The organism is Prevotella sp. HCN-7019 (genome assembly GCF_037890215.1).
In the GTDB taxonomy this organism is placed as follows: domain Bacteria; phylum Bacteroidota; class Bacteroidia; order Bacteroidales; family Bacteroidaceae; genus Prevotella.
In genome coordinates, this window is record NZ_JBBKBO010000001.1 from 512,831 (window position 1) to 539,011 (window position 26,181).

General features: G+C 53.5%; 15 protein-coding genes. 3 read left to right on the top strand and 12 right to left on the bottom strand.

Going from position 1 to position 26,181, the window contains the following annotated elements:
• Positions 1-143 precede the first annotated feature (143 nt).
• Both WKT13_RS01825 and WKT13_RS01830 read right to left on the bottom strand, forming a co-directional pair.
• A complete protein-coding gene (locus tag WKT13_RS01825; RefSeq protein WP_340322572.1) occupies positions 144-1,868 on the bottom strand; it encodes a hypothetical protein in 1,725 nt (574 codons plus the stop codon).
• 34 nt (positions 1,869-1,902) lie between these two features.
• Positions 1,903-4,059, bottom strand: a complete 2,157-nt coding sequence (locus tag WKT13_RS01830) for a GH92 family glycosyl hydrolase (protein WP_340322573.1) — start codon at positions 4,057-4,059, stop codon at positions 1,903-1,905.
• A 1,004-nt stretch (positions 4,060-5,063) separates the two neighbouring features.
• On the opposite strand from WKT13_RS01830, the gene WKT13_RS01835 reads away from it, so the two are divergent.
• The gene (locus WKT13_RS01835; protein ID WP_340322574.1) at positions 5,064-8,921 is read left to right on the top strand and encodes a TIM-barrel domain-containing protein; all 3,858 of its coding nucleotides are present in this window, start codon (positions 5,064-5,066) and stop codon (positions 8,919-8,921) included.
• Between the two features lie 169 nt (positions 8,922-9,090).
• On the opposite strand, the gene WKT13_RS01840 is transcribed toward WKT13_RS01835, so the two are convergent.
• Positions 9,091-9,270 (bottom strand): hypothetical protein, encoded by a 180-nt coding sequence (locus tag WKT13_RS01840; protein ID WP_340322575.1) that lies wholly within the window; start codon positions 9,268-9,270, stop codon positions 9,091-9,093.
• Positions 9,271-9,405: 135 nt separating this feature from the next.
• Between WKT13_RS01840 and WKT13_RS01845 the strand changes: the two genes are divergently transcribed.
• Positions 9,406-12,318, top strand: a complete 2,913-nt coding sequence (locus tag WKT13_RS01845; protein ID WP_340322576.1) for a glycoside hydrolase family 38 N-terminal domain-containing protein — start codon at positions 9,406-9,408, stop codon at positions 12,316-12,318.
• 192 nt (positions 12,319-12,510) lie between these two features.
• Here the strand turns inward: WKT13_RS01845 and WKT13_RS01850 are convergent, their stop codons facing one another.
• Complete coding sequence (locus WKT13_RS01850) at positions 12,511-13,140, bottom strand: DUF1349 domain-containing protein (protein ID WP_445323553.1); 630 nt, start codon at positions 13,138-13,140, stop codon at positions 12,511-12,513.
• A 324-nt stretch (positions 13,141-13,464) separates the two neighbouring features.
• Between WKT13_RS01850 and WKT13_RS01855 the strand changes: the two genes are divergently transcribed.
• Entirely contained in the window at positions 13,465-14,220 is a 756-nt protein-coding gene (locus WKT13_RS01855) for a response regulator transcription factor (RefSeq protein WP_340322577.1), read from the top strand.
• 685 nt (positions 14,221-14,905) lie between these two features.
• On the opposite strand, the gene WKT13_RS01860 is transcribed toward WKT13_RS01855, so the two are convergent.
• The 8 genes from WKT13_RS01860 to WKT13_RS01895 all read right to left on the bottom strand — a co-directional run bounded on the left by WKT13_RS01860 (position 14,906) and on the right by WKT13_RS01895 (position 26,174).
• Positions 14,906-15,859: a glycosyltransferase family 2 protein gene (locus tag WKT13_RS01860; protein WP_340322578.1), complete on the bottom strand. Its 954-nt coding sequence runs from the start codon at positions 15,857-15,859 to the stop codon at positions 14,906-14,908.
• A complete protein-coding gene (locus tag WKT13_RS01865; RefSeq protein ID WP_340322579.1) occupies positions 15,856-17,283 on the bottom strand; it encodes a hypothetical protein in 1,428 nt (475 codons plus the stop codon). Before WKT13_RS01865 ends, WKT13_RS01860 begins: the two co-directional genes overlap by 4 nt.
• Before the next feature lie 54 nt (positions 17,284-17,337).
• The gene (locus tag WKT13_RS01870; protein ID WP_340322580.1) at positions 17,338-18,345 is read right to left on the bottom strand and encodes an acyltransferase family protein; all 1,008 of its coding nucleotides are present in this window, start codon (positions 18,343-18,345) and stop codon (positions 17,338-17,340) included.
• A 13-nt stretch (positions 18,346-18,358) separates the two neighbouring features.
• Positions 18,359-20,641, bottom strand: coding sequence for a type IX secretion system anionic LPS delivery protein PorZ (gene porZ / locus WKT13_RS01875; RefSeq protein ID WP_298619071.1), 2,283 nt, complete (start codon positions 20,639-20,641; stop codon positions 18,359-18,361).
• Positions 20,642-20,721: 80 nt separating this feature from the next.
• Positions 20,722-21,318: a non-canonical purine NTP diphosphatase gene (locus WKT13_RS01880; protein WP_340322581.1), complete on the bottom strand. Its 597-nt coding sequence runs from the start codon at positions 21,316-21,318 to the stop codon at positions 20,722-20,724.
• A complete protein-coding gene (locus WKT13_RS01885; protein ID WP_298619069.1) occupies positions 21,284-22,231 on the bottom strand; it encodes a YitT family protein in 948 nt (315 codons plus the stop codon). The genes WKT13_RS01880 and WKT13_RS01885 overlap by 35 nt, the downstream gene beginning before the upstream one ends.
• Positions 22,232-22,324: 93 nt before the next feature.
• Positions 22,325-25,180, bottom strand: a complete 2,856-nt coding sequence (gene leuS / locus WKT13_RS01890) for a leucine--tRNA ligase (protein ID WP_340322582.1) — start codon at positions 25,178-25,180, stop codon at positions 22,325-22,327.
• A gap of 325 nt (positions 25,181-25,505) precedes the next feature.
• Complete coding sequence (locus WKT13_RS01895; RefSeq protein ID WP_340322583.1) at positions 25,506-26,174, bottom strand: HAD family hydrolase; 669 nt, start codon at positions 26,172-26,174, stop codon at positions 25,506-25,508.
• Positions 26,175-26,181: the final 7 nt, after the last annotated feature.

A 26,181-nucleotide genomic window follows, 5' to 3' on the forward strand; every position in this document is an offset into this window, starting at 1 on the left:
TAATTCTATTTATATTTTTTCAATCATATGATAAATCATGAAAAAACGGCCGGAACGACGTCTGTAAGACAATGCGTTCCGACCGGAAAAAGAGTTTAAGAATAATAAGACGCTGACCCGGGGGCAGCGGCGCAGTGCCGCTGTCACGGGTTCTGCATGAGTCTTCTGACTTGTTCGGGATGATATTTCATCCTCACTCTCCATAAGAGTTCGTTGAGCGAAACGACACGTATGTCGTCTAGCATCAGGTTTTCAGTGGCAAGTATCGGGTTCACGCCCACTGCCGGATGCTCAGTGCACTTGCTTGTCTTGCCGAAGTCCGACCACGCATGTACGATGGTCCATGAGTAGCCTTTGCTCTTGCGGCTGAGCAGGTCGCGGTTGATGAGCGACGCCACATATTCCGGTGTACCGCAGAAAGGACGCTGGGCGTGCACTTCATTCCACAAGGAGTAGTTGGCGGTGACGAGAGGTATGTCCTCGCCCTTTTTGTTTTTGTACCAGAAAATCTTGTCACCCAGCTCGTATGGGAAATACTGTATGGCGATCATTCCGGTGATGTCCTCCAGTTCCTCTGCATATATCTGCACGGCTTCCTGTGCTTCAGGACTCTCCACATCCTTGAATATGGCTCCGAAAATCTTGACGTTCAGTTCCTTCAGATGGCTGTTCACACGGCGTGCAAACTCACGGAGGAGTTCCTTTCGGTTGGATCTCTTGCTGGCGAAGAGGTCAGGATACTGATATCCGCCGCCGTACTCGATTATCGAATTCTTCGTGCCCTGACGGTGAACCACTTCGTTCCATGATACGGGCGATACTACGGAGAGGTTTATCGGACACAGTGTCCATGTGGTGCCCGACTCCTTTGCCTTCGCATGTCCGGCGTAAACAGGATTGTCTGCGAACGCTCCGATGGTCCACTGCATGTTGTCTCCGTCACTCATTACGAACGAATGGACGTATGAGGAGTCGGCAAAGTCAATCTGTGATGGCGACAGCTCGTTGGCCTTCTCGAGCGGGATGTAAGGTGCTGCGGCCGATATGAACGGCAGATTGACACACCAGTCGGAAGCCGTGTTGTAATGTCCCCACTCCGATACGGCGCTGGTGGAGTCGTATTCGTCGCCGCATCCCCAGCCCAGGATGGGAGAGAGCGGGCGCACCCATTCGAGAACGGCGTCGATGAGCGGCCGTTCGTCGGCATAAAGCATCAGACCGTGGGCGATGGCAAAGTCGCGCATGTTGGACACACTCGGCCGTATGCTCAGCGCAGAACAGTTGTTCAGTCTGCTCTTGTTCTTGTTGAAGCATTCCATTGTGGTCTCAGTGCGTGCGTCCTTCAGCATTTTCAGTCCGGCAGTCTTAGCCTTGCTCTCAAGTGAAGTGCTTATCATTGCGCCCGAAAGGAGCGAAGAATACACGGTGGCCACGTTGCTCGAATAGTTCTGTATCTTGTTCTTTACGGGTCTGTCCGGCTCATAAAGCACATAACCTTTCACTATTTTCTTCTTCTTCAGATATGCCAGCAGCTCCCAGACGTCCATTCTTTTCGCGTCCTTTATGCCGAGAGCGGCCATGCTCTGCTTCAGAATTCTCTCGTAGGATGGATTTCCGTTGACGTCTCTCCACACCATTTCCTTCAGCCGTCCGTTGTTCACAGCTTTGGCTGCCAGACCCGACAGCGACTCGAGGAGCATCGATTCCTCCGCCGTCTTTGTCTGTTCGCATATAATGAGAGCCTTCGGACTCTTGAACGTCGGCCATCCGTAGCGCCCGTTGTAAACCGCTGCGGATAGTGTGGATGACACCATACAGAGCATCAGGATGCCGAAGATAAGTGTTGTTTTTCTTTTAATGTATGACATGATATCAACCTTATTCTTGAAACCCAAAAACCGTTTATTTCTTCAGTCCCCATTTCTTGTTGGGTTTGGCCGAAGCCTTGTAGGTTATTGTTCCGCCGTTCTTCAGCATGTCCCAGTCTATCCATGCCGAGTTGTAGGTCTTGCCGTTGAGACGCATGGAATTGATGTACTGTCCGTCCTTGCCGCCCTTTATCTGTAGCAGACCGCCCGGCAGATGAATCTTAATGTCGGAGAACTGCGGCATATTGATGCAGAACTGAGCCACGCCCGGCGTCATCGGGTAAAGTCCTATCGACGCATACATGTACCATGAACCCATAGCTCCGCAGTCATCGTTGCCCGGAAGGCCCGACGGTGACGAGTCGTAAGCCTCGCGTAGTATGCGTGAGATGATGGCCGAAGTCTTGTAAGGTTTGTCCACATAGTTGTATATCCAAGGCACCTGGAAGTCAGGTTCGTTGCCCGCAGCGAAGAAGTGGTCGTCGTAACCGGCGTCAATACGCACGAAGAGTGAGTCGAGACGTTTCTCGGCAGCGGTCTTTCCGCCTATTGTGTCGATGAGAGTCTCAAGGTCGTAAGGCACCATCCAGAAGTAGTTTTCCTTAGTTGCCTCGCGCCAGTCGTCGTCCGGCTTCTTCCAACTCATGTCATGGTTGTGGCGCGAACGCAGCCAGCGTGTTGACGGATCGTATAGATTCTTCCAGTTGGAAGCGCGGTTCATGAAGAAGGCGGCGTCCTTGTTGTTGCCAAGTGCCTGCTTTGCGAACTGTCCGATGGCATAGTCGGCCGATGTGTATTCAAGGCAGAGCGATGCATTCTCAATGCCTTTCTCGATGTAGTTGGACAATCCCGGGCGCACCTCTACGTTCTGCGAGTAGGTGCGAGGTTCGAGAGCACCTTTGCGCATGTACTCATATGCCTTCTTCAGGTCGAAGTCGCGGCCGCCGAAAGCGTAGGTGTTGGATATTATGACAGGTGTCGGGTCGCCGTGCATGACGCCAGTCTCGATGTTGGCGAGAATCCAGCGGCCGTATCCTCCGCTCTGTTCGGCGAAGTCGACGAGCGACTGCATCATGTCCGAACTCTCTTTAGGATAGAGCACTGCCAGTATCTGGCTCTGTGTGCGGTAGGTATCCCATGCGCTGAATGTGGTGTAATAGTCGCGTCCCGGTTCCGTCTTGTGCACGTTACAGTCGGCTCCCAGATATTCGCCATTGACGTCGTTGAACACGTTTGGATGGATGAGCGTGTGATAGAAGTGCGTGTAGAACTGCTTCATGCGGTCTGCATCGCCCGTCACTTCAATCTTGCCCAGGTGTCTGTTCCACTCTGCGCGGGTATCGGCCAGCACCTGTTCGAAGTCACGTCCGGCGTTGTCCTTCTGCAGATTCTCGCGTGCGTTGGCAAGAGATACATACGAGATGGCCACCTTGTATTCTACTGTGCGGCCGCCCGATGTGTCGAACGTGAAGTAAGCACCCGAGTTGCTGCCGCCTATGGTGAGGCGTCCGTCCTTCATGTCTTCCCTTATCCATGTGCCCTGCACTTTGGCAGGAGTGTTGAATTCGGCCACGAAATACACGCGGTAGTCGGTCTGATAGCCGCAGAAGTCGCCGCCCTCGGCATATCCTTCGAGTGTTGTGGGCGATGTGATCTTCACCAGTGCGTTGGTGAGTTTGGTTGAGCATACGCCGCTGCCTATTATCACCGTGCCTTCAGATGCCGACGAAGGGAACGTCATGCGCACCACTCCGCTGCGCTTGGACACCGTTGTCTCGCACTTCACGCCGTCCTTGTATTCGAGCGACAGATAGCCTGCCTGCGACGCAAGGATGTCCTTGTAGAACGGGAATGAGCCCATGTCGTTGGGCGATTTGTCCAGACGTCCGGACAGAGCTATGAGCGGGAAGTTGCCCATCTCCGGGCATCCGCCTCCCGATATCTGGTTCACCACGATGCCGCGTTGCGGTTCGAAATGGGTTGGAGTGAGCTGCATCATTCCGAACGGATAGGTGGCGCCGAGAAAGGTGAAGCCCGAAGCCAGTCCGTTGGGGCCTGGTTTGCCCACCGTTCCCATACGAGTGTCAACCATGGAAGCATAGTCGGGCGTTGTATCGCCGGCTACGGCTGTGTGGCAGGCGATGCATAAGAATACGCCTGCAAACAACGATTTCAAGAATCCTCTTTTCATTTCTAACAGAGTGTATGTTTATAATAATGTTTATTTATGAATATTCAGGTTCAGCAGACAGGACAATGTGCCTCTGCACACAATGTCGCATAATAAAGTAAAACGTTCTCTATATAGATATATAAACGAAAGACGGAAAATTTTAAAATGCTGCATCACGAACAGACATATTTATGTATATTTAACTATTTTGTGTAAGAAAGAGCGGCCGTAAACCGATTTTGTGTAACATGGACCGCTGCGCTGACGGGAGCAACGGACGCTGCAGTTGTGCCGGTGAGCTCGCTCCGTACGGCTTCTGATGCGTGGTGTACGGCCGGATGCGGCTTTGCATAAATATGCAACAATGCGCCTGAGTAGTGAATAAATATTCACCCGTAACTCGAAAATACTCGCGTTTTTTCGAGCAACTGCGTCTTCGGTCGCAAATTCGCGAGTTTTGAGAGGGCTGCGTATGGCGCTGACAGTCAGTCACTTGCGTTTTATTGCGGTCCGACTGCCTCCAAACCGTGCTGCGAAACAGCCTGTTTCAGCCTCTGATATTGCCCATATCATCCCCTGATATGCTCAATATCGCACCATGAAACAGACCGTTTCGCACCCTGATAAAGCCCATTCCGCAAAGCACTGTCATTTTTCACGTCATGCAGCAGCAATCTGACTGTCACCGAAAAGCTTGTTTTGCACTCCGTCATCCCCTCTCTGTCCCTCTCCGTTTTTCTATTTTGCGAAAAATTTTTGTCAAAATTTTTTACTTTGAGAATGAATATTTATTCATTTTTTCCGGTATATAAGGCGTCTACACGATGATGTCCCTGACGTGCCGACGACATGTGCCACGTCTTCGGTTGTGCCTGCTGCGGTGTGCTGCGTGCCCCGTAATGACCGCTTCTATGACTGCGTATGAAAACATATCGGCGTTTCGTTTGGTTGTGCATGAATATTTGTGTACTTTTGAGGACGTAAACTCAAAAACCTAAAACAAACATACTCAACCTGTAAAAATGGGAGCAGACAAAGCATTGATACTTGCCATGGCGCTGCCGCTGTGTGCCACTGACGGCACGGCAGGTGCGGCCGTGACAGACGGGACGTGCGCCGAAAGACCGGCGGCATCGTCAGCCGACGGCGACAGTCAGGCCATTGTGTCGGCAAGGATGATTAACCCCGCCGCGGCGGAGATAGTGTTCGCCGACAGCACACGCATGACGCTCGACTTCTACGGCGACAACATCTTCAGAATGTTCATGGACATCAAGGGTGGCATCATACGCGACCCGGAAGCCAAACCTGAGGCGCGCATACTGGCCGACAGTCCGCGGCGCGACGCCGGATGCATAGTGCTGACCGACAACAGTACGGAGACGGCCATATCTACCAGAAGCATACGCGTGGTGTTCGACCGCGGAAGCGGACTCTTCCGCATCATCCGCCTGAGCGACGGACAGACAGTTGCCGAGGCCGCTGCGCCTGTTGAGTTCGGCTCAAAGGGCACCACCACGGTGAAACTGAAGGAACGCGAAGACGAATATTTCTATGGAGGAGGAGTTCAGAACGGACGGTTCAGCCACAAGGGCCGCATCATCGCCATAGAGAACACCAACAACTGGACCGACGGCGGGGTGGCCTCGCCGACGCCTTTCTGCTGGAGTACGGCGGGATACGGTGTGATGTGGCACACCTTCAAACGGGGCAGTTACGACTTCGGAGCCACCGTTCCGGGCACCATCAGTCTTAGTCACGAGGCACCTTATCTTGACCTCTTCTTCATGGTCGACGCCACACCCGAGGCCCTGCTCGCCGATTTCTACCAGCTCACGGGCAATCCTGTGCTCCTGCCGAAGTTCGGTTTCTACGAAGGTCATCTCAATGCCTACAACCGCGATTACTGGAAGGAAGACAAGGACGGCATACTCTTTGAGGACGGCCGACATTATAAGGAGAGTCAGAAGGACAACGGCGGCACACGCGAGTCGCTCAACGGCGAGAAGGACAACTACCAGTTCTCGGCGCGTGCCGTGATAGACCGCTACGCCGCGCACGACATGCCGCTGGGCTGGCTGCTGCCAAACGACGGATACGGTGCCGGATACGGACAGACCGAATCGCTCGACGGCAACATTGCCAACCTTGCGTCGCTCACCGGTTATGCCCGCTCCAAGGGTGTGGAAATAGGACTGTGGACGCAGTCGGACCTTCATCCCAAGGAGGGCGTGAGCGCCTTGCTGCAGCGCGACATCGTGAAGGAAGTGCGCGATGCCGGCGTACGTGTGCTCAAGACCGACGTGGCGTGGGTGGGTGCAGGCTATTCGTTCGGACTCAACGGCATAGCCGACGTGAGCCACATCATGAATTATTACGGCTCCGACGCGCGTCCGTTCATCATCTCGCTCGACGGATGGGCCGGCACACAACGCTATGCCGGTGTGTGGACGGGCGACCAGACGGGCGGCGAATGGGAGTACATCCGCTTCCACATCCCCACATACATCGGCAGCGGATTGTCCGGACAGCCCAACATCTGTTCCGACATGGACGGCATATTCGGCGGAAAGAATGTGCCCGTGAACGTGCGCGACTTCCAGTGGAAGACGTTCACGCCCATGCAGCTCAACATGGACGGATGGGGCTCCAACCCCAAGTATCCGCACATACTCGGCGAGCCGACGGCATCAATCAACCGCTGGTATCTGAAGATGAAGTCGGAGTTCATGCCATATACATACAGCATTGCGCGCGAAGCAGTGACGGGCAAACCCATGGTGCGCGCCATGTTTCTCGACAATCCGTGCGGTTACACCTATGGCACACGCACTCAGTATCAGTTCCTTTACGGACCGTTCGTGCTCGTGGCTCCCGTATATCAGGCCACGCAGACCGACGAAGAGGGCAACGACATACGCGACGGCATATATCTGCCCGAAGGCGAATGGGTGGACTATTTCACGGGAGACGTGTGGCGAGGAGGCAGAATAATAAACAATTTCGATGCTCCGCTGTGGAAGATGCCGCTCTTTGTGAAGCGCGGAGCCATACTGCCCATGACCACGGCACACAATAATGTGGCGCAGGCCGACAGCACATTGCGCATATATGAGGTTTATCCCTGTGGCACGACAGAGTTCACCGAGTACGACGATGACGGCCGCACCGGTGCCTATCTGCGCGGCGAGGGCTGCACTACCCGCCTGTCGCAACAGCTCGATAAGGATGTGGCCACGATAAAAATAGATGCTACTCAGGGTTCGTTCCGCGGCATGGTGAAAGACAAGGCCACGTGGATCAAGGTGGACATGACCTCAAGACCGGAGAAGATAACGGCGAGATATGCCGGCCGTAAAGTGCGTCTGATGGAGGTGTCATCGATGGATGAGCTGGCTGCGGGAGCCGATATGTTCTTCTATGAGGAGTCGCCCGAGCTCAACCGCTTTGCTACTGCCGGCAGCGATATGGCCCGGTTGAATGTGGTGAAGAACCCTGTGCTGCATGTGAAACTGGCCTCAAGAGACATCACCGCGGGCGACATCGTGCTAACGGTGAAAGGATATGAGTATGCTCCGGCCGACCGTATGCTTACGCACAAGGGCAGGCTTGCCGCGCCCGAATTCGACGTAATGGCCGACAATACAGGTGCTTATGACATAACGCCTACGTGGCAGAACGACGCCAATGCCGACTATTACGAGATAGAGTTCGACGGAATGACCTATTCGACCATACGCCGCGGCTCGCTGCTCATAGACGGACTGAAGCCGGAGACGGTCTACATGCTGAAGTTGCGGGCTGTCAATGCCGACGGCGCATCCGAATGGACAAGCCGCAGTGTTACGACGAAGTCCGACCCGCTCGAGTTCGCCATCAGGGGCATACGCGGCGAAACGTCGTGTGAGAATCAGGGTGGCCAGGAGGCCGACAGGCTGTTCAACTTCGACGAGGGCGATACATGGCACACCAAGTGGAGCACCGCAGCCGTGCCGTTCGACCTGACTGTCGATCTGCGCAGCATCAACCGCATAGACCGTTTCGACTATCTGCCGCGCACAGATGCCGGCAACGGCACTCTGCTCAAAGGTACTGTATATTACAGTATGGATAAGAAGAACTGGACCGAAGCGGGCACATTCGACTGGAAGGGAGCCGACACCAAGACCTTCGAATTCAAGGATAAGCCCGTGGCACGCTACATACGTGTGGCTGTGAGTGAGGCAGTGGGCAAGTTCGGATCGGGCCGTGAGATGTATGTCTTCCGAGTTCCGGGTTCTGAGAGTTACATTCCTGGAGACATAAACCACGACGGACGCATCGACGAGAACGACCTGACGTCGTACACTAACTACACAGGTCTGCGCCGTGGCGATGCAGATTTCGAAGGATACATCAGTCGTGGCGACCTCAACGGTAACGGTCTGATAGACGCGTTCGACATATCCTGCGTGGGCATAGAGCTCGAGACGGGCGTTAGCAGCCGCAAGGTTGAGCCGGTGAAGGGAAGCATCAGCATAACATCGGACAAGAAAACGTACAACGCCGGTGAGACTGTCGTGATAAAAGTAAGCGGAAAAGGCCTGCGCTCGGTCAATGCCATCAGCTTCGCGTTGCCTTACAATCAGCAGGACATGGAGTACATTGGAACAGACGCCGAACGGTTGAAGGAGATGCGCAATCTCACTAACGACCGCCTGCACACCAGCGGACAGAAGGCGCTCTACCCGACGTTCGTCAATCTGGGCGAGAAACCTTATATCGAGGGTGATGGCGAACTGATGACCATCCGCTTCAAGGCAAAGCGTCGCTTCACACTCAACCTGCAGCCTGCTGACGGCATGCTCGTGGACAAGTATCTCAACACAGTGCAGTTCTGAGCCGCCATTTGCAAGTGCATATAAATAAAACAACGGCCGCATACGTGGACAACAGTCACGCGATGCGGCCGTTGTCGTTTGCTGTTCCGGCGGTCGAAGTATATAATAGGATGCTGTTCGCGCAATATCAAAATCCGTAAAAACTTTGTTTTTCTATTTGCTATTGCTCTCACCTTTCGCTATCTTTAAATAAGACAGGATGCGGTTCGGCAATATCAAAATCTGTAAAAACTTTGTTTTTCCATTTGCTATTGCTCTCACCTTTCGCTATCTTTAAATAAGACAGGATGCGGTTCGGCAATATCAAAATCTGTAAAAACTTTGTTTTTCCATTTGCTATTGCACTCACCTTTCACTATCTTTGCAAAAGAAAGGCGGCGGTTCGGCATGACATGTCAGATGTGATGACTTTTCCGGATACGGCTTTCCATATAACCGTAAAAACTGAATCTATTCATACTTTAACTTTACACATGATTTTATTATGAGAATGCGGTTTTTCTTTCTTCTCAGTTTCGTCATGGCCATACATGTTGGTACCATGGCGCAGAAGTCATCCGGACCGGAGATTTCGGACGTGCGTACGACGATATATCCGGCAGTTTACAAGACGGAGGCGGCCGAACAGGCGCGCTGTGTGTGGATAAACATGAAGAGTAAAGGCGCAGCCTCGGTGGTGTGCACGCTGGGTAAGGCCACTCAGAGGGTAAATCTGAACGACGGTGACAACCGTTTCAGCATCTACATCCCGGAGGTGAAGAAGGCCACGAAACTCACGCTTACGGTGAAGAACGGCGACCGTGTGGTCGCAAAAAGCAAGGTTGAGGTGAAGCCCGCGCGCCATTGGCAGATGAATCTTGTGCAGCACACTCACACCGACATAGGATATACGCGCTCGCAGATGGAGATTCTGGCAGAGCATCTGAGATACATTGATTATGCGCTTGACTATTGCGACGCGACCGACAATTATCCTGACGCGGCGAAGTTCAGATGGACCTGCGAGGTGTCGTGGGCTGTGAGTGAATATCTGAAGACTCGTCCGGCGGAACAGATAGAGCGTCTGAAGCGCCGCGTAAAGGAAGGACGGATAGAGCTTGCGACGATGTTCCTTAACTTTGACGAGCTTCCCGACGAGCAGACTCTCGCAGCCTCACTCGCTCCTGTGAAGCAGTTCCGCGATAACGGAATGCGTGCCGAGCTGGCCATGCAGGACGATGTGAACGGTATGGGATGGTGTTTCACAGAGTTCTTCAGCGATGCCGGCATTAAATATGTGAACATGGGAACGCACGGTCACCGCGCCCTCATCTGCTTTGACATGCCTACTGTGTTCTGGTGGCAGTCGCCATCGGGCAAGAAAGTGCTGGCCTACAGAGCCGAACATTACAATCAGGGCAACTTCTTCGGTATACACAACACCGACGATTTTGCGGGTTTCGAGACACGGGTGCTCGAATATCTCGGCCAGCTTGAGGCGAAAGGATATCCTTACGACATCTGCGCCGCACAGCATTCTGGTTATTTCACCGACAACGCGCCGCCTTCAACAAAGAGCTGCGAGATGGTGAAACGATGGAACGAGAAGTATGAATGGCCCAAGCTGCGCACGGCAGTGGCTACAGAATTTATAAAAACGGTGGAACAGCGCTATCCTGACAACATAGCCACAGTGCGCGGAGCATGGCCCGACTGGTGGACCGACGGCTTCGCATCCGGAGCCCGTGAGGCGGCGATATCGCGCATAACCCACTCCAACATCATTGCCGCGCAGGGTGGACTGGCAATGGCCAAGGCAATGGGTGTGGCACTGCCGGACGGCGTGAGCACCGATATTGCCGACGTGAATGAGGCCCTGCTCTTCTACGACGAGCACACATTCGGTCACAGCGAAAGCGTGCGCAACCCCTACGGACTGGAGACATGGGAGCAGCGTTCGCTCAAACAGTCGTATGCCTGGGAGGCTTACCGTCACGCAGGACTGCTGGGCGAGACCACCATGGGACTGTTGCAGAGTCGTCTGGAGAAGGCCGTTGTGCCGTCAGTGGCGGTATTCAATACGCTCGGATGGACCTACAGCGGCATAGCGAAGGTGTATATAGACCATCAGATACTGCCGCGCGACAAGGACTTTGAGATAACATCAGCCGACGGAACGCCCATAGCCGCACAGGCAGGAGAGAGCCGTTCGGACGGCACATACTGGTATCTGTATGTCAAGGACGTGCCGGCCATGGGCTACAGCCGCTATTACATAAAGGTGAAAAACGCTCCGGCAAAGGTCACAGCGTCCATGGAGAGGCTGGCAGACACGCATGTGGAGAACCGCTGGTACAGCATAGGGTTCAACCCGGAGAGGGGAACCATAGCCGCCATAACCGACAAAGAGACCGGCCGTACGCTGCTCGCGCCGGACGCAGAGTGGCAGATGGGCGAGTTCATATACGAAACAGCCGACAGCCGTCATCCCATGGAGCAGTATCGTGCGCCGCAGTTCACCCGCCGGAGACCGGAGAAGATGATGTTCGAACGCTACGAGAAAGGCCCTGTATGGGATACCTACCGCTTCCGTGGTGAGACCGTTGCGGGACGCGACGCCAACAATCTGATGGTGGAATACCGCATATACAACGTGGAGAAAAAGATAGAAGTGGTCTATCGTCTGCGCAAGAAGGCAGTCACTGATCCTGAGGCTGTCTATGTGGCTTTCCCGTATCAGGTGCCCGACGGAAAGATTTTCCTTGACGTTCCGGGCGGAACCATCGAGGCGGGAGTGGATCAGATAAAAGGTTCCTCGAACGACTGGTACACCGTACAGAACTTTGCCGCTGCGCGAAACGACAGCATGCAGATTGTGATGGGCAGTCAGGAGATACCGCTCATGCAGTTCGGCGCAATCAACACAGGCCGCTATCAGGCCGGCGCAACGCCGCAGAGCACGCAGATGTATTCGTGGCCGATGAACAATTATTGGGTGACCAACTTCAACGCCGACCAGATGGGAGAGATGCAGTGGAGCTATTTCATCACTTCCACGGCCGACACTTCGACCGAATACGCCACCCGTTTCGCATGGCAGAACCGCATTCCGTTCTTCACACGAGTGCTTCAGGCTGATGCCGGTGCGCCTGATACGACGGAGAAGAGTGTGCAGGTGATGAGCGGCATGCCTTCGAATCTGCTGCTCGTGAACATGAAACCGGTGGACAACGAGAAGGCTGTCATCATGCAGCTCAGGGAAATAGGCGGAAAGGAAACGGCTTTCAGCATCAAGTCGGACGTGATAGACATCACCGGAATAACCGTCTGCGACGTAACGGGAGAGCCTCTGCAGGGCAGTCAGAAACCCGTGTTCAGTCCATGGGAGAACAAGTTCATAAAACTGACGTGGCGCTGACCGTATGCCGCGGTAATGCGGAACAGTTCGGGATTTTCCTGAATTCATGATATAAACAGACGCCAAAGAGCGGATAATAAGCAAATGGCTGTGTCGTAAACTACGGCACAGCCATTTATTGTAACATGAAACAAAGTATTCCGCGGGATGGGAAGTGTGCTTACACAGTCATAATGTAAGTTCCCCTATATTTTATTCCGCGTTTTTCTTCAGCCATTCCAGACGGCGCATATCGGGCAGATGCTTCACCTTGAAGTGTTCGAACGTCACGTCGAAACCGTCGCCGTCGGGGCATGCGGCCATGAGTCCAACCATCACGGGAGTGTTGTCCTTGAGCCATGCGTTGCGCATGAGCGTATAGTTTACGTCGTCAAACGAATAGAATATCTCCACTGCGTCGAGGCGTCTTACGGCCTTTATCCAGATGTAAGGCACGGCCTTGTCGAGCTCGATTACGCTCCAGTCAGATGTTTTATGAGTCACTACGGCGCTGAGGTTATACTTTCCGTCCACATACTCAATGCCTGTCTTTATGTAGTTTTCGTGGTCGATGCGCAGCATGAGTCCTGCCTGATCGAAGCGCTGTTTGTATTTTCCGGTTATCTTAACCTTCACTTCGAACTCGCCACCGTATGTGGCATAGTAGAACGGAGCGTCGTCAACGGTGAATCCGTAGTGCGAGATGCGCCAGTAGTCGCTCTTAGGTGTGACAGACATCGTGAGTGCGTTGTTCTCTATTTTCCACTGTTCCGGTTCGTTGAACCACTGCATTTTCTCCAGAGTCTGGGCTGTGGCGTTGTGCGCTGCGAGGCCCATGAGCATTGCGATTGCAAGTTGTCTTATTGTTCTCATTGTTTTTTAATTGTTTTGTTATTATACGATTGTTGTTTGTTTTCAGATTAGCGGTGTCGTAGTATTTATGGTATGGCATAAGATAGGATGCGGCTCGGCAATATCAAAATCTGTAAAAACTTTGTTTTTCTTTTTGCTATTGCTCTCACCTTTCACTATCTTTGTAAATGCAACGGGTTGCGGATGATAGCGTCATGTTATGCCCATACCTTTTTCATTACATATTTCCGATGCAAAGATATGCACGCTCCGCAATATCTGCAATGCTCATTAATAACCATTTTACGGTAGGAAATGAAACTTAAAGACAAACTGAGTCGTGTGCTCGCAGGGCAGGATTTTGACGGTCTGTCGTTCCATCGCGACGAGCTGGAACGCTATAAGGCCGCGGCGCTGTGCTATGCCATGACGGAGAATGTGGTGGCGGTGCTGAGCGATATGCGCACCAACACGAGCTATATATATTATGGCAGATATGCGCGGGTGATAGGACTCGACCGTAAGGGTGAGCACGACGAGGTGTGTTCCATATGGGAGGAGGAGATCCTGAAGCGCATACACCCAGACGATCTTACCGACAAGTATCTGCAAGAACTGCGCTTCTTCCACTTCATAAAGCACCGGCCGCAGCGTCGCAGGGGCGACTATCATCTCATAACGACGCTGCGCATGAAGTCGGCAGGAGGAAGCTACGTCAGGGCGTTGCACCGCATGTTCTACGTGTCGGCCTCGTCGTCGGACGGACTGTGGCTTGCCATGTGTCTGTACGGTCCGCTGCCGGAGGGCTTGGAGTGGCGCACGACGATAGTGAACACGGTGGACGGCAGTGTGACGGAGCTGAACAACGATGACGACCGAAACATTCTGAGCGAGCGCGAGAAGCAGACGCTGCGCCTGATAGACAGCGGAATGATGAGCAAGGACATAGCTGCGGCCATGTCGATAAGCATCAACACAGTGAGCCGCCACCGTCAGGACATACTCCGCAAGCTGCAGGTGAGAAACTCGATAGAGGCGTGTCGCATGGCGCGCCAGCTGGGACTGATATGACGCATGGCGCTGCGCGGGTGTCGGTCTTGCTGCGGCGCGTTGTCCTCATCATTTATTTATGCTGCTGTTTACGGCTGTTCCGCATTATGACGGGCGGCTGACCGAAAAGCCGTAAACGGCCCGTAACTGCATAAATATTCATTTTTGACAGTAAAAAATCTTGACAAAAATTTTTTTCAAAATAGAAAACGGCGGGGCGCAAAAAACTATGTTTTGATGTAAGACGGTATGAAGAACAACTCCGCTTTTTCTTCGTTACAGAGGGGTATATGAAGTATCGGTTTGCGGAAGAGCCTTTTCTGGCCCATGAAACGCGCATTATTAGGGCATGAAATGAACCATATCGCGCCCTGATATGGGCTTAATCGCATGCTCAAATGGGCCGTTTCGCAGGCCGTCGGTGGGCGTGTTGCTCTGCGGCTTTGCGCAAATAGTTGTGTGTCAACGTCTTGCGTAAAGTCTCTGAGAATCGCGTATTTGCGTCCGAGGAGGCGGTTGCTCGAAAAAATCGCCGTATTTTCGGGTTGCGCTGTATATTTATTCATTTCCAAGATTCAGATTTTGCATAAATATACAGAATCATTCTTGTGCTTCATAACGCATTCTCGTATGCAATGGCAGCCATCCTTCAGACAGCTGTTTTCATGTTCCGTGGCACGCTCTGACGGCTCCTGCGTCAGGCGGTCTATGCCTTGTTGCCGTCCGCAGGCTTGTCGCTGTCGGCCTCTCTGATGATGTATGGCGGCCGGCGTTTGGTCTCGTTGAACACACGTCCGAGGTATTCGCCTATGATGCCGAGCGAGAGCAGCTGCATGCCTCCGAGGAAAAGAATGACTATGATGAGCGTGGGATAGCCCTGCACGGGATCGCCCACGGCGATGGTTTTCACGAGGACGTAGCACATGTAGATGAATGCCACGAACGAAACGAGTATGCCCACCCATGTCGAAATGCGCAGCGGTGCGGTGGTGTATGACGTTATGCCTTCCACGGCGAGGTCGAAAAGGCGCATGTAGTTGAACGAGGAACGGCCCTTGGTACGGTCGCCCTGGTCGAACATTATCTTCTTTTTTCTGAACCCTATCCAGCAGTACAGACCCTTGGTGTAGCGTTGTGTTTCGCGCAGACGTTTCATAGAGTCTATGCATTTGCGGTCGAGCAGCCGGAAATCTCCCACGTTTGGCAGTATCTCTATCTTGGCCATGCGTTGCAGCATGCGGTAGTAGAGCAGCGACAGTCGGCGCCGCAGCCAGCTCTCCCGTCCGCGGTCGCGGCGTTCGGCGTACACATCATCGAAGCCTTCTTCCCAGTGACGGAGCATCTCGGGGATGAGCGATGGCGGGTGTTGCAGGTCGGCGTCCATGATGATGGCACAGTCTCCGCCGGCGCGGTCGAACCCTGCGAGCATGGCACTCTCCTTTCCAAAGTTGCGGGAGAGGCTTATGTATTTCATGCGTCTGTCGGTGCGGTTTATCCGTTTTATCTCGCTGAGCGTGCCGTCGCAGCTTCCGTCGTCTATCATGATGACCTCCCACTCATACTGAGCGTTCTGCGCGAATAGCGTGCGCAGTGCTTCGTAGAGTCTGGCTATGTTGTCCTGCTCGTTGAAGCAGGGTATTATTATCGAGACTTTCTTCATTTGTTTTCCTTTCTCATTATGCTTACGCTGCTCTTGTCAATCAGCCACACACAGTCAAATCTGCCCGTATCCAGCACGCGGCGTGCTATTGTGCGTGCCTCATGGGCGTGGTCGCGCGGTATGATGGTGTCTTCGGCATGCAGCGGCCATTTGTATTGCGTCTCGTGAGCCACGGCTGCTGCCTGCGCTCCGAAGGCATCCTGGGGCAGCACGCAGAACGATGAGAACTTCTTCTGGTCGTCGTCTGTTATGACGCAGTAGGCATTTTTCACTGGTTTTCCGGCCAGACGTATGGCTTCGCGCGCCATATCGCGTCCCACAGCCGCTGTGGTATATGCCTTGTACCAATGGTGAATGTCGGTTATGAGAGCTGCTGCCACATACATGGCGAAGGCCGTGCGGAGCAGCGACGGGTGGTGGCGCTTGGTGTGGTCTGCCACGAATGCCACGAGCAAGGCCGACATGCCGAGGCCGGCATAGGTGTTCATCACGCTCAGACTGATGAGCAGATGGGGCGACATGACGATGATGATGCACACCGCCAGACCCGCAAAGCGACGCGTGAGCCACAGACGCGGACTGCGCACGAACATCATATAGACAAACGTCAGCGACAGAACGAGCGTAAGGGCGGCCAGAGGCAGACAGCGCGATGCGGCGTGGACAATGCTCACATAGTCGGCTGCCACCCACGTGTAGCCGACGAATATGGCTATCTCCTTTATCTTTTTGGCCAGAAGGAATGTGTGGTAGTCGGGGTTATAATATTCGGTGCTTGGCAGCGCTATCCTTATACAGCCGTATGCTACGGCTATAGCCACGCCGAAAAGCAGGTGGCGCGACGCACTGCGCATGTCCTCCCTGCCGAACGCGAAGGCAAGTACGGGTGGCACTACGGCCCATGCAATGCCGTTGTCCTTGGACAGTGCGGCAAGCATAACGCACGCAGCCCATGCGGTATATCGTCCCCTGCCCTTCACCGACAGATAGAACCACACAGCTGCCATGCCCCACATCTGGGAGTAAGTCTGGTTGAGTGAGTCGCAGCTTAGCACCGTTCCGAGCATGCACGGCGATATCCAGAAGAATATGGTGGCCACAAACTGTGCCGCACGACCGAAGCCCAGAAGTTGCGATAGCTTCATCACCAGTATGGCACCGAGCAGATGGCCGAAGATGATGCACACGTGGTTGAGTGCCGGAAAGAGCTGCGGGGCGGCGCCTACAACATAGCCCATCAGTGCGTCGAACGGTCGCCACACACTGCCGTAGGGCAGAAAGAACTTGGCCCAGTCGGCATCGAAGTTGGGCGACGACAGCGTACTCCAGTCGTCGTACGACGGATATATGCCGACGACGGCCCAAAGGACGAACGGCAGACTGATGAGAATGTATGTCAGGGGTGATTTCTTGTCTATTTTCATTATTGTGTTTTATGTATGTTGTTTTATGTGTGATGTTTTACTGTCTGGCGTGTATTACATTCCGAGCGCCACGGTCATCCACCGGCACGACGGTCTGTCGCTGTGGGCTTTCACCCATCTGTATGCCAGCAGAGGCACGTAGAGGCCGGAGAAGAAGGCCAGAACGGTGGTGACGTGCCACGTGATGCCGGGTACCATAGATATGAGAATCTGCTGTGAGGCAACCTGCGGAAACCATGAGAGCAGGTATATTGTGTATGACGCTCCTTCGAGATGGTCGAGAAAATGCAGTCCGTTGGCTGTGTAGAGATGTGCCAGAGCCATGCTCATCAGTGTGCCGTTGAGTGCCGACAGCAGAAAGCGTATGCTCGTGTCGGGTGCATACATCAGGGCGACGGATATGGCGAATGTGACTGTTGCAGTGGACGCGGCGTGGCGGCCTACGATGAGTTCAAGCCTGTGTTTGCAGAACATGTAGCCTGCTGCAAAGAATATGATGTTGTAGATGGCGCAGTTCAGTCCCAGCAGTGCTATGTCGGGGGTGGCTAGATTTACTATTATAAGAGACGTGAAAAGCAGAATGTCGTTCACCTTCACCTTTGTTTTAGCGGCAAACATGGCGAAGCAGAATATGAGGAAGAGTGACGGCAGAAACCAGAAAAATCCTATGACGTTGGTCTGAGGATAAAGCAGCATGCTGAGATAGCTCCATGCTGATATGTCGACAGGCCGGAGCGCAATGGCCGACATCATGGCTTTGGGAAAGAAGACGACGCTCGATATGATGACATAAGGCACGAGCAGGCGTTTCACTTTTCTGGTGATGAATCCTTTGTCGCCGAATGCAGGCATGTCGGCGAGCTGTCTGCCGTTGCGGTCGTTGCTGTATCTGAGCAGGTAGCCCGATATGAAGAAAAACAGCGGCATGTGGAACGAATAGAGCCATTGGCATACGGCAGGCACGTGGCCGGCATGTCCGAGCTGGTAGGTGGAGTGTCCGAGCACCACGAGTATGATGCCGAATGTCTGCATGAATGATATGAGGCTGTTATTGTTCTGCATGCGTCTGCGGGCGTCAGTTCACTATTGCAATCTTGCACACGGTGCCTTTCTTGCCGTCGGCCGTGGCTGTCTGCACCATGTAGACGCCGCTCGCTACGCGCCGGCCGCTCTTGTCGCAGCCGTCCCATGTGAACATTCCGCCGTTGCTGCGGCCTTCGGCCACGAGTGTGCCGTTGACGGTCACAATCTTGACGTCGGCGTTCAGTGTCAGTCCGTTGACGGTTATCAGTCCCGTGTAGTCAGGTCTTACAGGATTTGGATACGCGTACACGTTGTCTTTGTCCATCTTGTCGGATGTCTGTGTGGCGTCACTCATGTATGAACAGAGGCCCTTGTCTGTGCCGAAAAACACTTCGCCGGTTGTTCCGTCGATGGTTATCGACTCAATGGTGTTGGACAGCAGGTCGCTGTTATCGGTGGTGAAGTGCTGCAGCTGGGTCATGTTGTCGGCGCTGATGAGGAACACTCCGCTCTCGTCCGTGCCGAACCACTTGCGTCCTCCCCCGTCTATGGCCATAGCGCTGATGCTTATGCCGTCGAGAAGATAGTCGGCGTAGTTGGTTCCGTCGTTGCGCGGCACCTTCACTTGTGTGAATGTCTCGTTGCCGTTGGCTATGTCTGCTGCTGTGAGCATGAGCGGACCGGCGGCCGTTCCTAACCATATGTTGCCTTCAAGATCCTCCTGTACGCATGACACCTTTTCGGCTATGAGCGACGTTCCGTCCTGGTTCACAAAGCGTGAATACACCTTCAGTCCGTCGGTCGAGGGCTGGTAGCATATCAGTGCGGGCTTGCGCCAGTCGTTGCTGCCGAACCACATCAGGTCGCGACTGTCGAAAATGATGCCCACCATATTTGCCATGGAATATCCTTCGTTGTTCATGAGTTCGCTCTTATGGTGTGAAGTCCATTCACCGTCGGTGTAGTCGAACAGTGAAGCCGACGGAGCCACGCTGTTGAGACACCACAGTCGCCCTTCTTTGTCGAACTTGACGCTCGACACGATGGTGTAGTTCTTCTTGTCGGTGTCGCCCACTGTCTTGGCTCCTTGCAGCGGACTGTTGTCTATGGTGAAGGAGTTCACAAGTTCTTCGTTGCGGAATTCGTACATTCCGGCCTGCGAACCCATGAACACATGGGTTGGATCCTTCGGGTCGACGTCAACGCTCATGGCGCCTCTGTATCTGTAGCCGAGCGTCGTTGCGAAGTCGTCAGGATATATGGTCCAGCCTTTCGATTTGTCGTAAACCTGTATGCAGGCGTTGCGTTCCGGGGTGCCCAGTCCGCCACTGGTGTAGAGTTTGCCGTTGATGAAACTCATGAAGCCGAAGAAGTTGTACTCCGGTCCTTCGGGAGCGATGCCCGTAAGCGACATCTGCACGTTGTTGTCGCTGCTTATAACACCCTTTGCAAGTTTCCCGTCATTGTCTGTCAGCCAGTAGGAATCATCGGCCTGAGAGTATTCTATGCCACCTGACTTGAACGCCAGGTCCTGTTTCTTGTCGGTGGATGTGATGATGTAGGTGTGGTTTCCGCCGTAACATATTATTCTTTCGCCGCTTGTTTTCACTCTGCTGAACCATGGAGTGTAGAACGTTCTGAACTTGTCTGCCGTCTTGTCCATGACACTTGCCTCGCCGTTGTTCAGTCCTATGAGCTCGCCGTTGAGCAGGAGCAGGTGCGTGAATGTCTTTGCACTGTATCTTGTCCATTTCGATTTGTCGGCCAGGTTGTCACTCATTGATGCACGGTACATTCCGTCTGCCGTTGCGGCGAAGATGTTGTTGCCGCTCAGCGCGGTGGCATTCACCTTCACACCGAGGTTGTATGTATCGCTTATTGCGGCGTTGCGCACGTCTATCCTCACAATACCGAATCCGGTGGAGAGGTAGGCGTCGGTACCGTTTATGGTGATGTTGTTTATTGTCTTGTCCTCGGTGAGCGATTTGTTGTAGTATTCCGACATGTTGGTTACCTTGCCGTTGGCTGATACAAGGTCTATGTTATAGTTGGCATATACCACAACGAGACGTCCCGCCTGACGGCACCATGCGATGTCGCTTATACCGCAGTCGCTCAGCGCGTTCACCTTGTCGTAGGTCTGTATGCTCTGGTCGGAAGGGTTGTATGAATAAAGTCCGTCGGAGGCGAGCACGAAAACAATGCTTCCCGTGTCCTCTATTCTTTTGATGTCCGAGTAAGCCGGATAGGCATTCCAGGTGCCGACAGGTGCCGCCGATGCGTCTGTCAGTAGGAGGCAGAGCATCAGTGCGACGAGGAAAAATATTTTTTTCATATGAATGTAAGTGCGTGAGTGATAGTTGGAAATATGACGGCGACGCGCAATGTGCCGTATCTGCCGTAGTGGCTGCGGCGTCATTTGCCGGCTGCAAGCAGATATTCAGCCAGTCTGGCCACAGCGCGTGCACGGTGGGAAATCTTGTTCTTTATCTCATTGCCCAGCTCGGCGAATGACTGTTCGTAACTTTCCGGCACGAATATAGGGTCGTAGCCGAAGCCCGAAGCACCTTTCTTCTCGTGCGATATGCGGCCTTCTATGCGGCCTTCGAAGGTATGTGCCACGGGCTGGCCGTCCTTCTGTTCTATCAGTGCTATGACTGTGCGGAAGCGTGCACTGCGATTTTCTTTGCCTTCCATCTCATGCAGCAGCTTGCGCATGTTGGCTTCGGAGTCGTGGCCTTCGCCTCCGGCATACCTCGCACTGTAAACTCCGGGTGCTCCGTCCAGCGCGTCCACTTCCAGACCTGTGTCGTCGGCGAAGCAAGGTGTGCCGTATTTGTCGTACACATAGCGCGCTTTCATCATGGCGTTACCTTCCAGTGTCGGCGCCGTTTCGGGTATATCGTCATGGCAATTGATGTCAGCGAGCGACAGCACTTCGATGCTCTCGCCCAGAATCTGCCTTATTTCTTCAAGTTTATGACTGTTGTTTGTCGCGAATACTATCTTCATTTTTCTTTACTTTTACTTTTATCTGGTCGAATCCTTCTCCATACACACCGATAACGGAGCTCTGACTGACGAACGCGTTGGGGTCTATCATTTTTATAAGTCGGAATATCGTGACGCTCTCGTTCTTCTTTGCAAGCAGACATATGACTTTCATTTCACGGCCGGTATACCATCCGTGTCCGTCGAGAATGGTCAGACTGTGGTCGGTCTTGTCGGTGATGGCCTTGGCAATCTCTTTATAGTGCTTTGAGAAGATGAGGAACTGTACAGACTGCCTCTGCCAGTTCATCACGTAGTCGAGCATAAAACACTCTATGAACATGGTGCACAGACCGAACACCACCTTCTTGCATCTCACGTCGAGGGCACCGAACGAGTCGACGAAAAGACAGCTTCCGATGATGCACAGGTCGACGAGTATGAGCACTTTTCCCAGCGATATGTTGTGATATTTGTTCACAGATGCAGCCACGATATCGGTTCCTCCGGTGCTGCCATTGTTCAGGAAAACTATTGCCAGGGCCGTTCCGGTGAGCATACATCCTATGACGAGCGACATGAAGTCGTTGCCTTCGCCCAACAGTTTGTAGAATGTGCCGTCGGGTCTCACCACAACTTCTTGAGCCATTTCGAGCAGAAATGTGAGCGCGAAGGTGGCATAGATGGTCTTCATCAGAAAACGCCAGCCCAAGATCTTGAGTGCGGCGACAATGAGTACGGCGTTGATGAGGAAGAAAGTGTACTGCACCGGGAATCCCGTTGCGTAGAACAATATGGCGCCAATACCGGCGATGCCGCCCGTGACAATCTGATAAGGCAACAGGAAGACGGTGAATGCGAAGGTGTAGAGCATCAGGCCTAGCGTGATGTTGAAGTAGTCTCTTGCTTCGCGCAGAATGGCTTGTTTGTACATATTAGCTGGTTTTAATAAAGACCGACAGGCCCATCCTCCCACATGAAAGCGTGCGGGCAGGATGGGCTTTGTCTTCCTTTATGGTTGGTATGTCTATTTTATGACGACGTTCACCATACGCTTCGGCACGATGATGACTTTCACCACCTGCTTGCCCTCCATATAGCGGGCTGTGCGTTCGTCGGCCATGACAGCCTGTTCGATGGCGGTGTTGTCGGCGTCGGCTGCAAACTGCATCTCGAAACGGCGCTTGCCGTTGAAGGCGATTCCCATCTGCACGGTGCTTTCCACGAGATATTTCTCGTCAAACTCGGGCCACTGTGCGTCGCACACTGTGCTTTCGTTGCCCAGAGCGTGCCACAGTTCTTCTGCTATGTGAGGCGCGAATGGGGCTATGAGTACGGCAAGTTGTGAGAGCAGTACGCGGTTGCGGCACTTGAGTTGCTGCAGTTCGCCCACGCAGATCATGAATGCCGAGATGCTGGTATTGTAGGAGAACTGCTCTATGTCCTGCGATACTTTCTTTATGAGTTTGTGCAGACTCTTGAGCTGTTCGGGCGTAGCCTCGCTGTCGTCAGGCAGGAATTGTCCGTCGCGGTCGTAATAGAGAGCCCACAGTTTCTTGAGGAAGCGATGGCATCCGTCTATTCCGTTGGTGTCCCAAGGCTTGCTCTGCTCCACCGGACCGAGGAACATCTCGTACAGACGCAGTGTGTCTGCACCGTATTTCTCGACAATCATGTCAGGATTAACGACGTTGAACATCGATTTAGACATCTTCTCTATGGCCCATCCGCAGATGTATTTGCCGTTCTCAAGTATGAATTCTGCATCCTTATATTCCGGACGCCATGCGCGGAAAGCCTCGATGTCGAGTACGTCGGCGCTCACGATGTTCACGTCAACGTGTATCGGAGTGACGTCGTCGTAGTTGTCTTTCAGACCAAGCGATACGAATACGGGTTTTTCTTTGCTTCCCAGCTTGTTGGCACGATATACGAAGTTGGAACGGCCCTGTATCATTCCCTGGTTCACGAGTTTGCGGAACGGCTCCTCGCAGCACGAATATCCGTAGTCGTGGAGGAACTTGTTCCAGAAGCGTGAGTAGATGAGGTGGCCGGTGGCATGCTCCGTTCCGCCCACGTACAGGTCGACACACTGCCAGTAGTCGTCGGCCTCGCGGCTCACAAGAGCATCGTTGTTGCGCGGATCCATGTAGCGCAGATAGTATGCAGATGAACCGGCGAAGCCAGGCATTGTATTCAGATCGAGCGGGAACACTGTTTGGTTGTCTATGTTGCTCTTGTCCGTCACGCAGTTGTTTGCGGTGTCCCATGCCCAGAGATGAGCGTGTCCGAGCGGTGGTTCGCCGCTTTCGGTAGGCTTGTACTGGTCTACCTCCGGCAGGAGCAGTGGCAGACACTCCTCCGGAATCATGTAAGGCATTCCGTCTTTATAATATACCGGGAACGGCTCGCCCCAATAGCGCTGGCGTGAGAAGATGGCGTCGCGCAGACGATAGTTCACCTTCACACGTCCCAGATTGTGAGATGTGACAAACTCTTTGGTGTGTGCGATGGCTTCCTTCACGGTCAGTCCGTTGAGCGAGAAGCCGTCGAGAGCCTCACGTCCGGCTGCCGGTGAGTTGCATACGATGCCTTCCTTGGCGTCGAAACTCTCTTCGCTGACATCCGCACCCTCGATGAGTGGCACGATGGGCAGTCCGAAGTGCTTTGCGAAAGCATAGTCGCGAGAGTCGTGTGCAGGCACGGCCATGATGGCTCCCGTGCCATATCCGGCGAGCACATACTCGCTTATCCATACCGGAATGCTGTCGCCCGTGAACGGGTTTACGGCATACGAGCCGGAGAAAACGCCCGTAACCTTGCGGTCGCTGATGCGTTCGCGCTCGGTACGTTTCTTTACATACTCTATGTATTCGGCCACAGCGTTGCGCTGTTCGTCGGTGGTCAGTTCGGCCACGAGTTCGCTTTCTGGTGCGAGCACCATGAAAGTGACACCGAAAATGGTGTCGGCGCGGGTTGTGAATATGGTGAATTTCTTGTCGCTGTCCTTAACGCTGAACTCCATCTCCGTTCCTTCCGAACGGCCTATCCAGTTGCGCTGTGTCTCCTTGAGCGAGTCGGTCCAGTCTATTGTGTCGAGTCCGTCGAGCAGGCGCTGTGCATATGCCGATACACGCAGACACCACTGCTTCATCTTCTTCTGCACAACGGGATAGCCGCCGCGCACCGATACGCCGTCAACCACTTCGTCGTTGGCAAGCACCGTGCCCAGTCCTGCACACCAGTTCACCATCGTCTCGCCCATGTAAGCTATGCGATAGTTCATCAGCGTCTGCTGTTGCTGCTTCTCGTCCATGGCGTTCCACTCGTCAGCGGTGAAGCTCATCTCCTCTGTGCAGGCCACGTCAAGACCCTCGGTACCCTTCTGGCTGAAGTGCTCTATGAGCTTTTCGATGGGCTGCGCCTTCTGACAGGAGTTGCAGTAGAACGAGTTGAACATCTTGCGGAATGCCCACTGAGTCCATTTGTAATACTCTGGGTCACACGTACGAATTTCTCTGCTCCAGTCGAACGAGAATCCTATGTTGTCAAGCTGCTGCTTGTAGCGGCGTATGTTGTCATCGGTTGTCTTGGCCGGATGCTGTCCGGTCTGTATGGCATACTGCTCAGCGGGCAGTCCGTAGGCGTCGTATCCCATCGGGTTGAGCACGTTGTAGCCCTTCAGACGCTTGTAGCGTGCGTATATGTCGCTGGCGATGTAGCCGAGCGGATGGCCCACGTGGAGTCCCGCTCCTGACGGATAGGGGAACATGTTGAGCACATAGAACTTCTTTTTCTCCTTGTCCTCGACAACCTTATAGGTGTTCTGTTCCTCCCACCGATGTTGCCATTTTTTCTCTATTTCACTGAAATTGTATTCCATTGCGGTATGTATTGTTTTGTTTTTTCCTTTTATACAATATTTTATGCACCATGCAAAGATACAAATTTTGCGTCAAATGACAAATATTTGTGTGCGAGTTGAGTCCTGTGCGGTGTGTATTTGGGGCTGATTGACTGGTATGCCGGCTTATGGTCTTTGCCGCGATCGGTTATGCGGGATTGTAATAAGTTGATATTCAATGCGTTGTGATTATGCTGCGAAAAGGCCTTTCCGAGGCCGTGAAACGGGCTTTCCTGCAGTGCGGAACAGGCCGTTTGAGGGCATGGGAAAGGCTCTTTCGCAACGCCATATAGGGCATATTGTTTCAGAGGATGTTGCCGTCGGTTGTACGGGCAATGACATCTGGCAGTTGCGCGAAGTCGTCTATCACGCTTCCGGCGCCGCTCTGCTCCAGTTCATCGCGTGTTCCGTTGCCGTAGGTTACGCCACAAGTGTGTGTTCCGGCACGGCGTCCCATCGTGATGTCGAATGCAGTGTCGCCCACCACTATGGCGCTTGCGGCGTCAGAACCGAGCCGTTGCAGGATTATGTTCACGGGTTCCGGGTCGGGCTTGGCTTTCTTTACGTCGTCCGCTCCGATGATAGCACTGAAGCATTCTTCAAGTCTGAAGCGGCTCACGAAGTCGGCGAGCGAATGGTGTCCGCGGCTGCTGGCTATGGTAAGTGTCAGTCCCTCGGCGTGCATACGCCTTATTGTATCGGCCACGTTGGGGAACATCCTCACGGCGTCGGCCGTGTTGTTCACCTCGAACAGGCGCCGGTAGATTGCGGCGCAGCGCAATCCCTCGCTGCGGTCGATGCCGAGCAGACGTACGAAAGCCTCGTCGAGCGGCAAACCTATTGTGGCGGCGCAGTCGTCGTCGGAAGGTTGTGCCATGCCGTATTCGTCTATTGTCTGATGAAGAGTCTTGAGAATTATGCTTTTGGTGTCGGCTATAGTGCCGTCGAAGTCAAGAATTACGGTTTTTATCATGATTTAT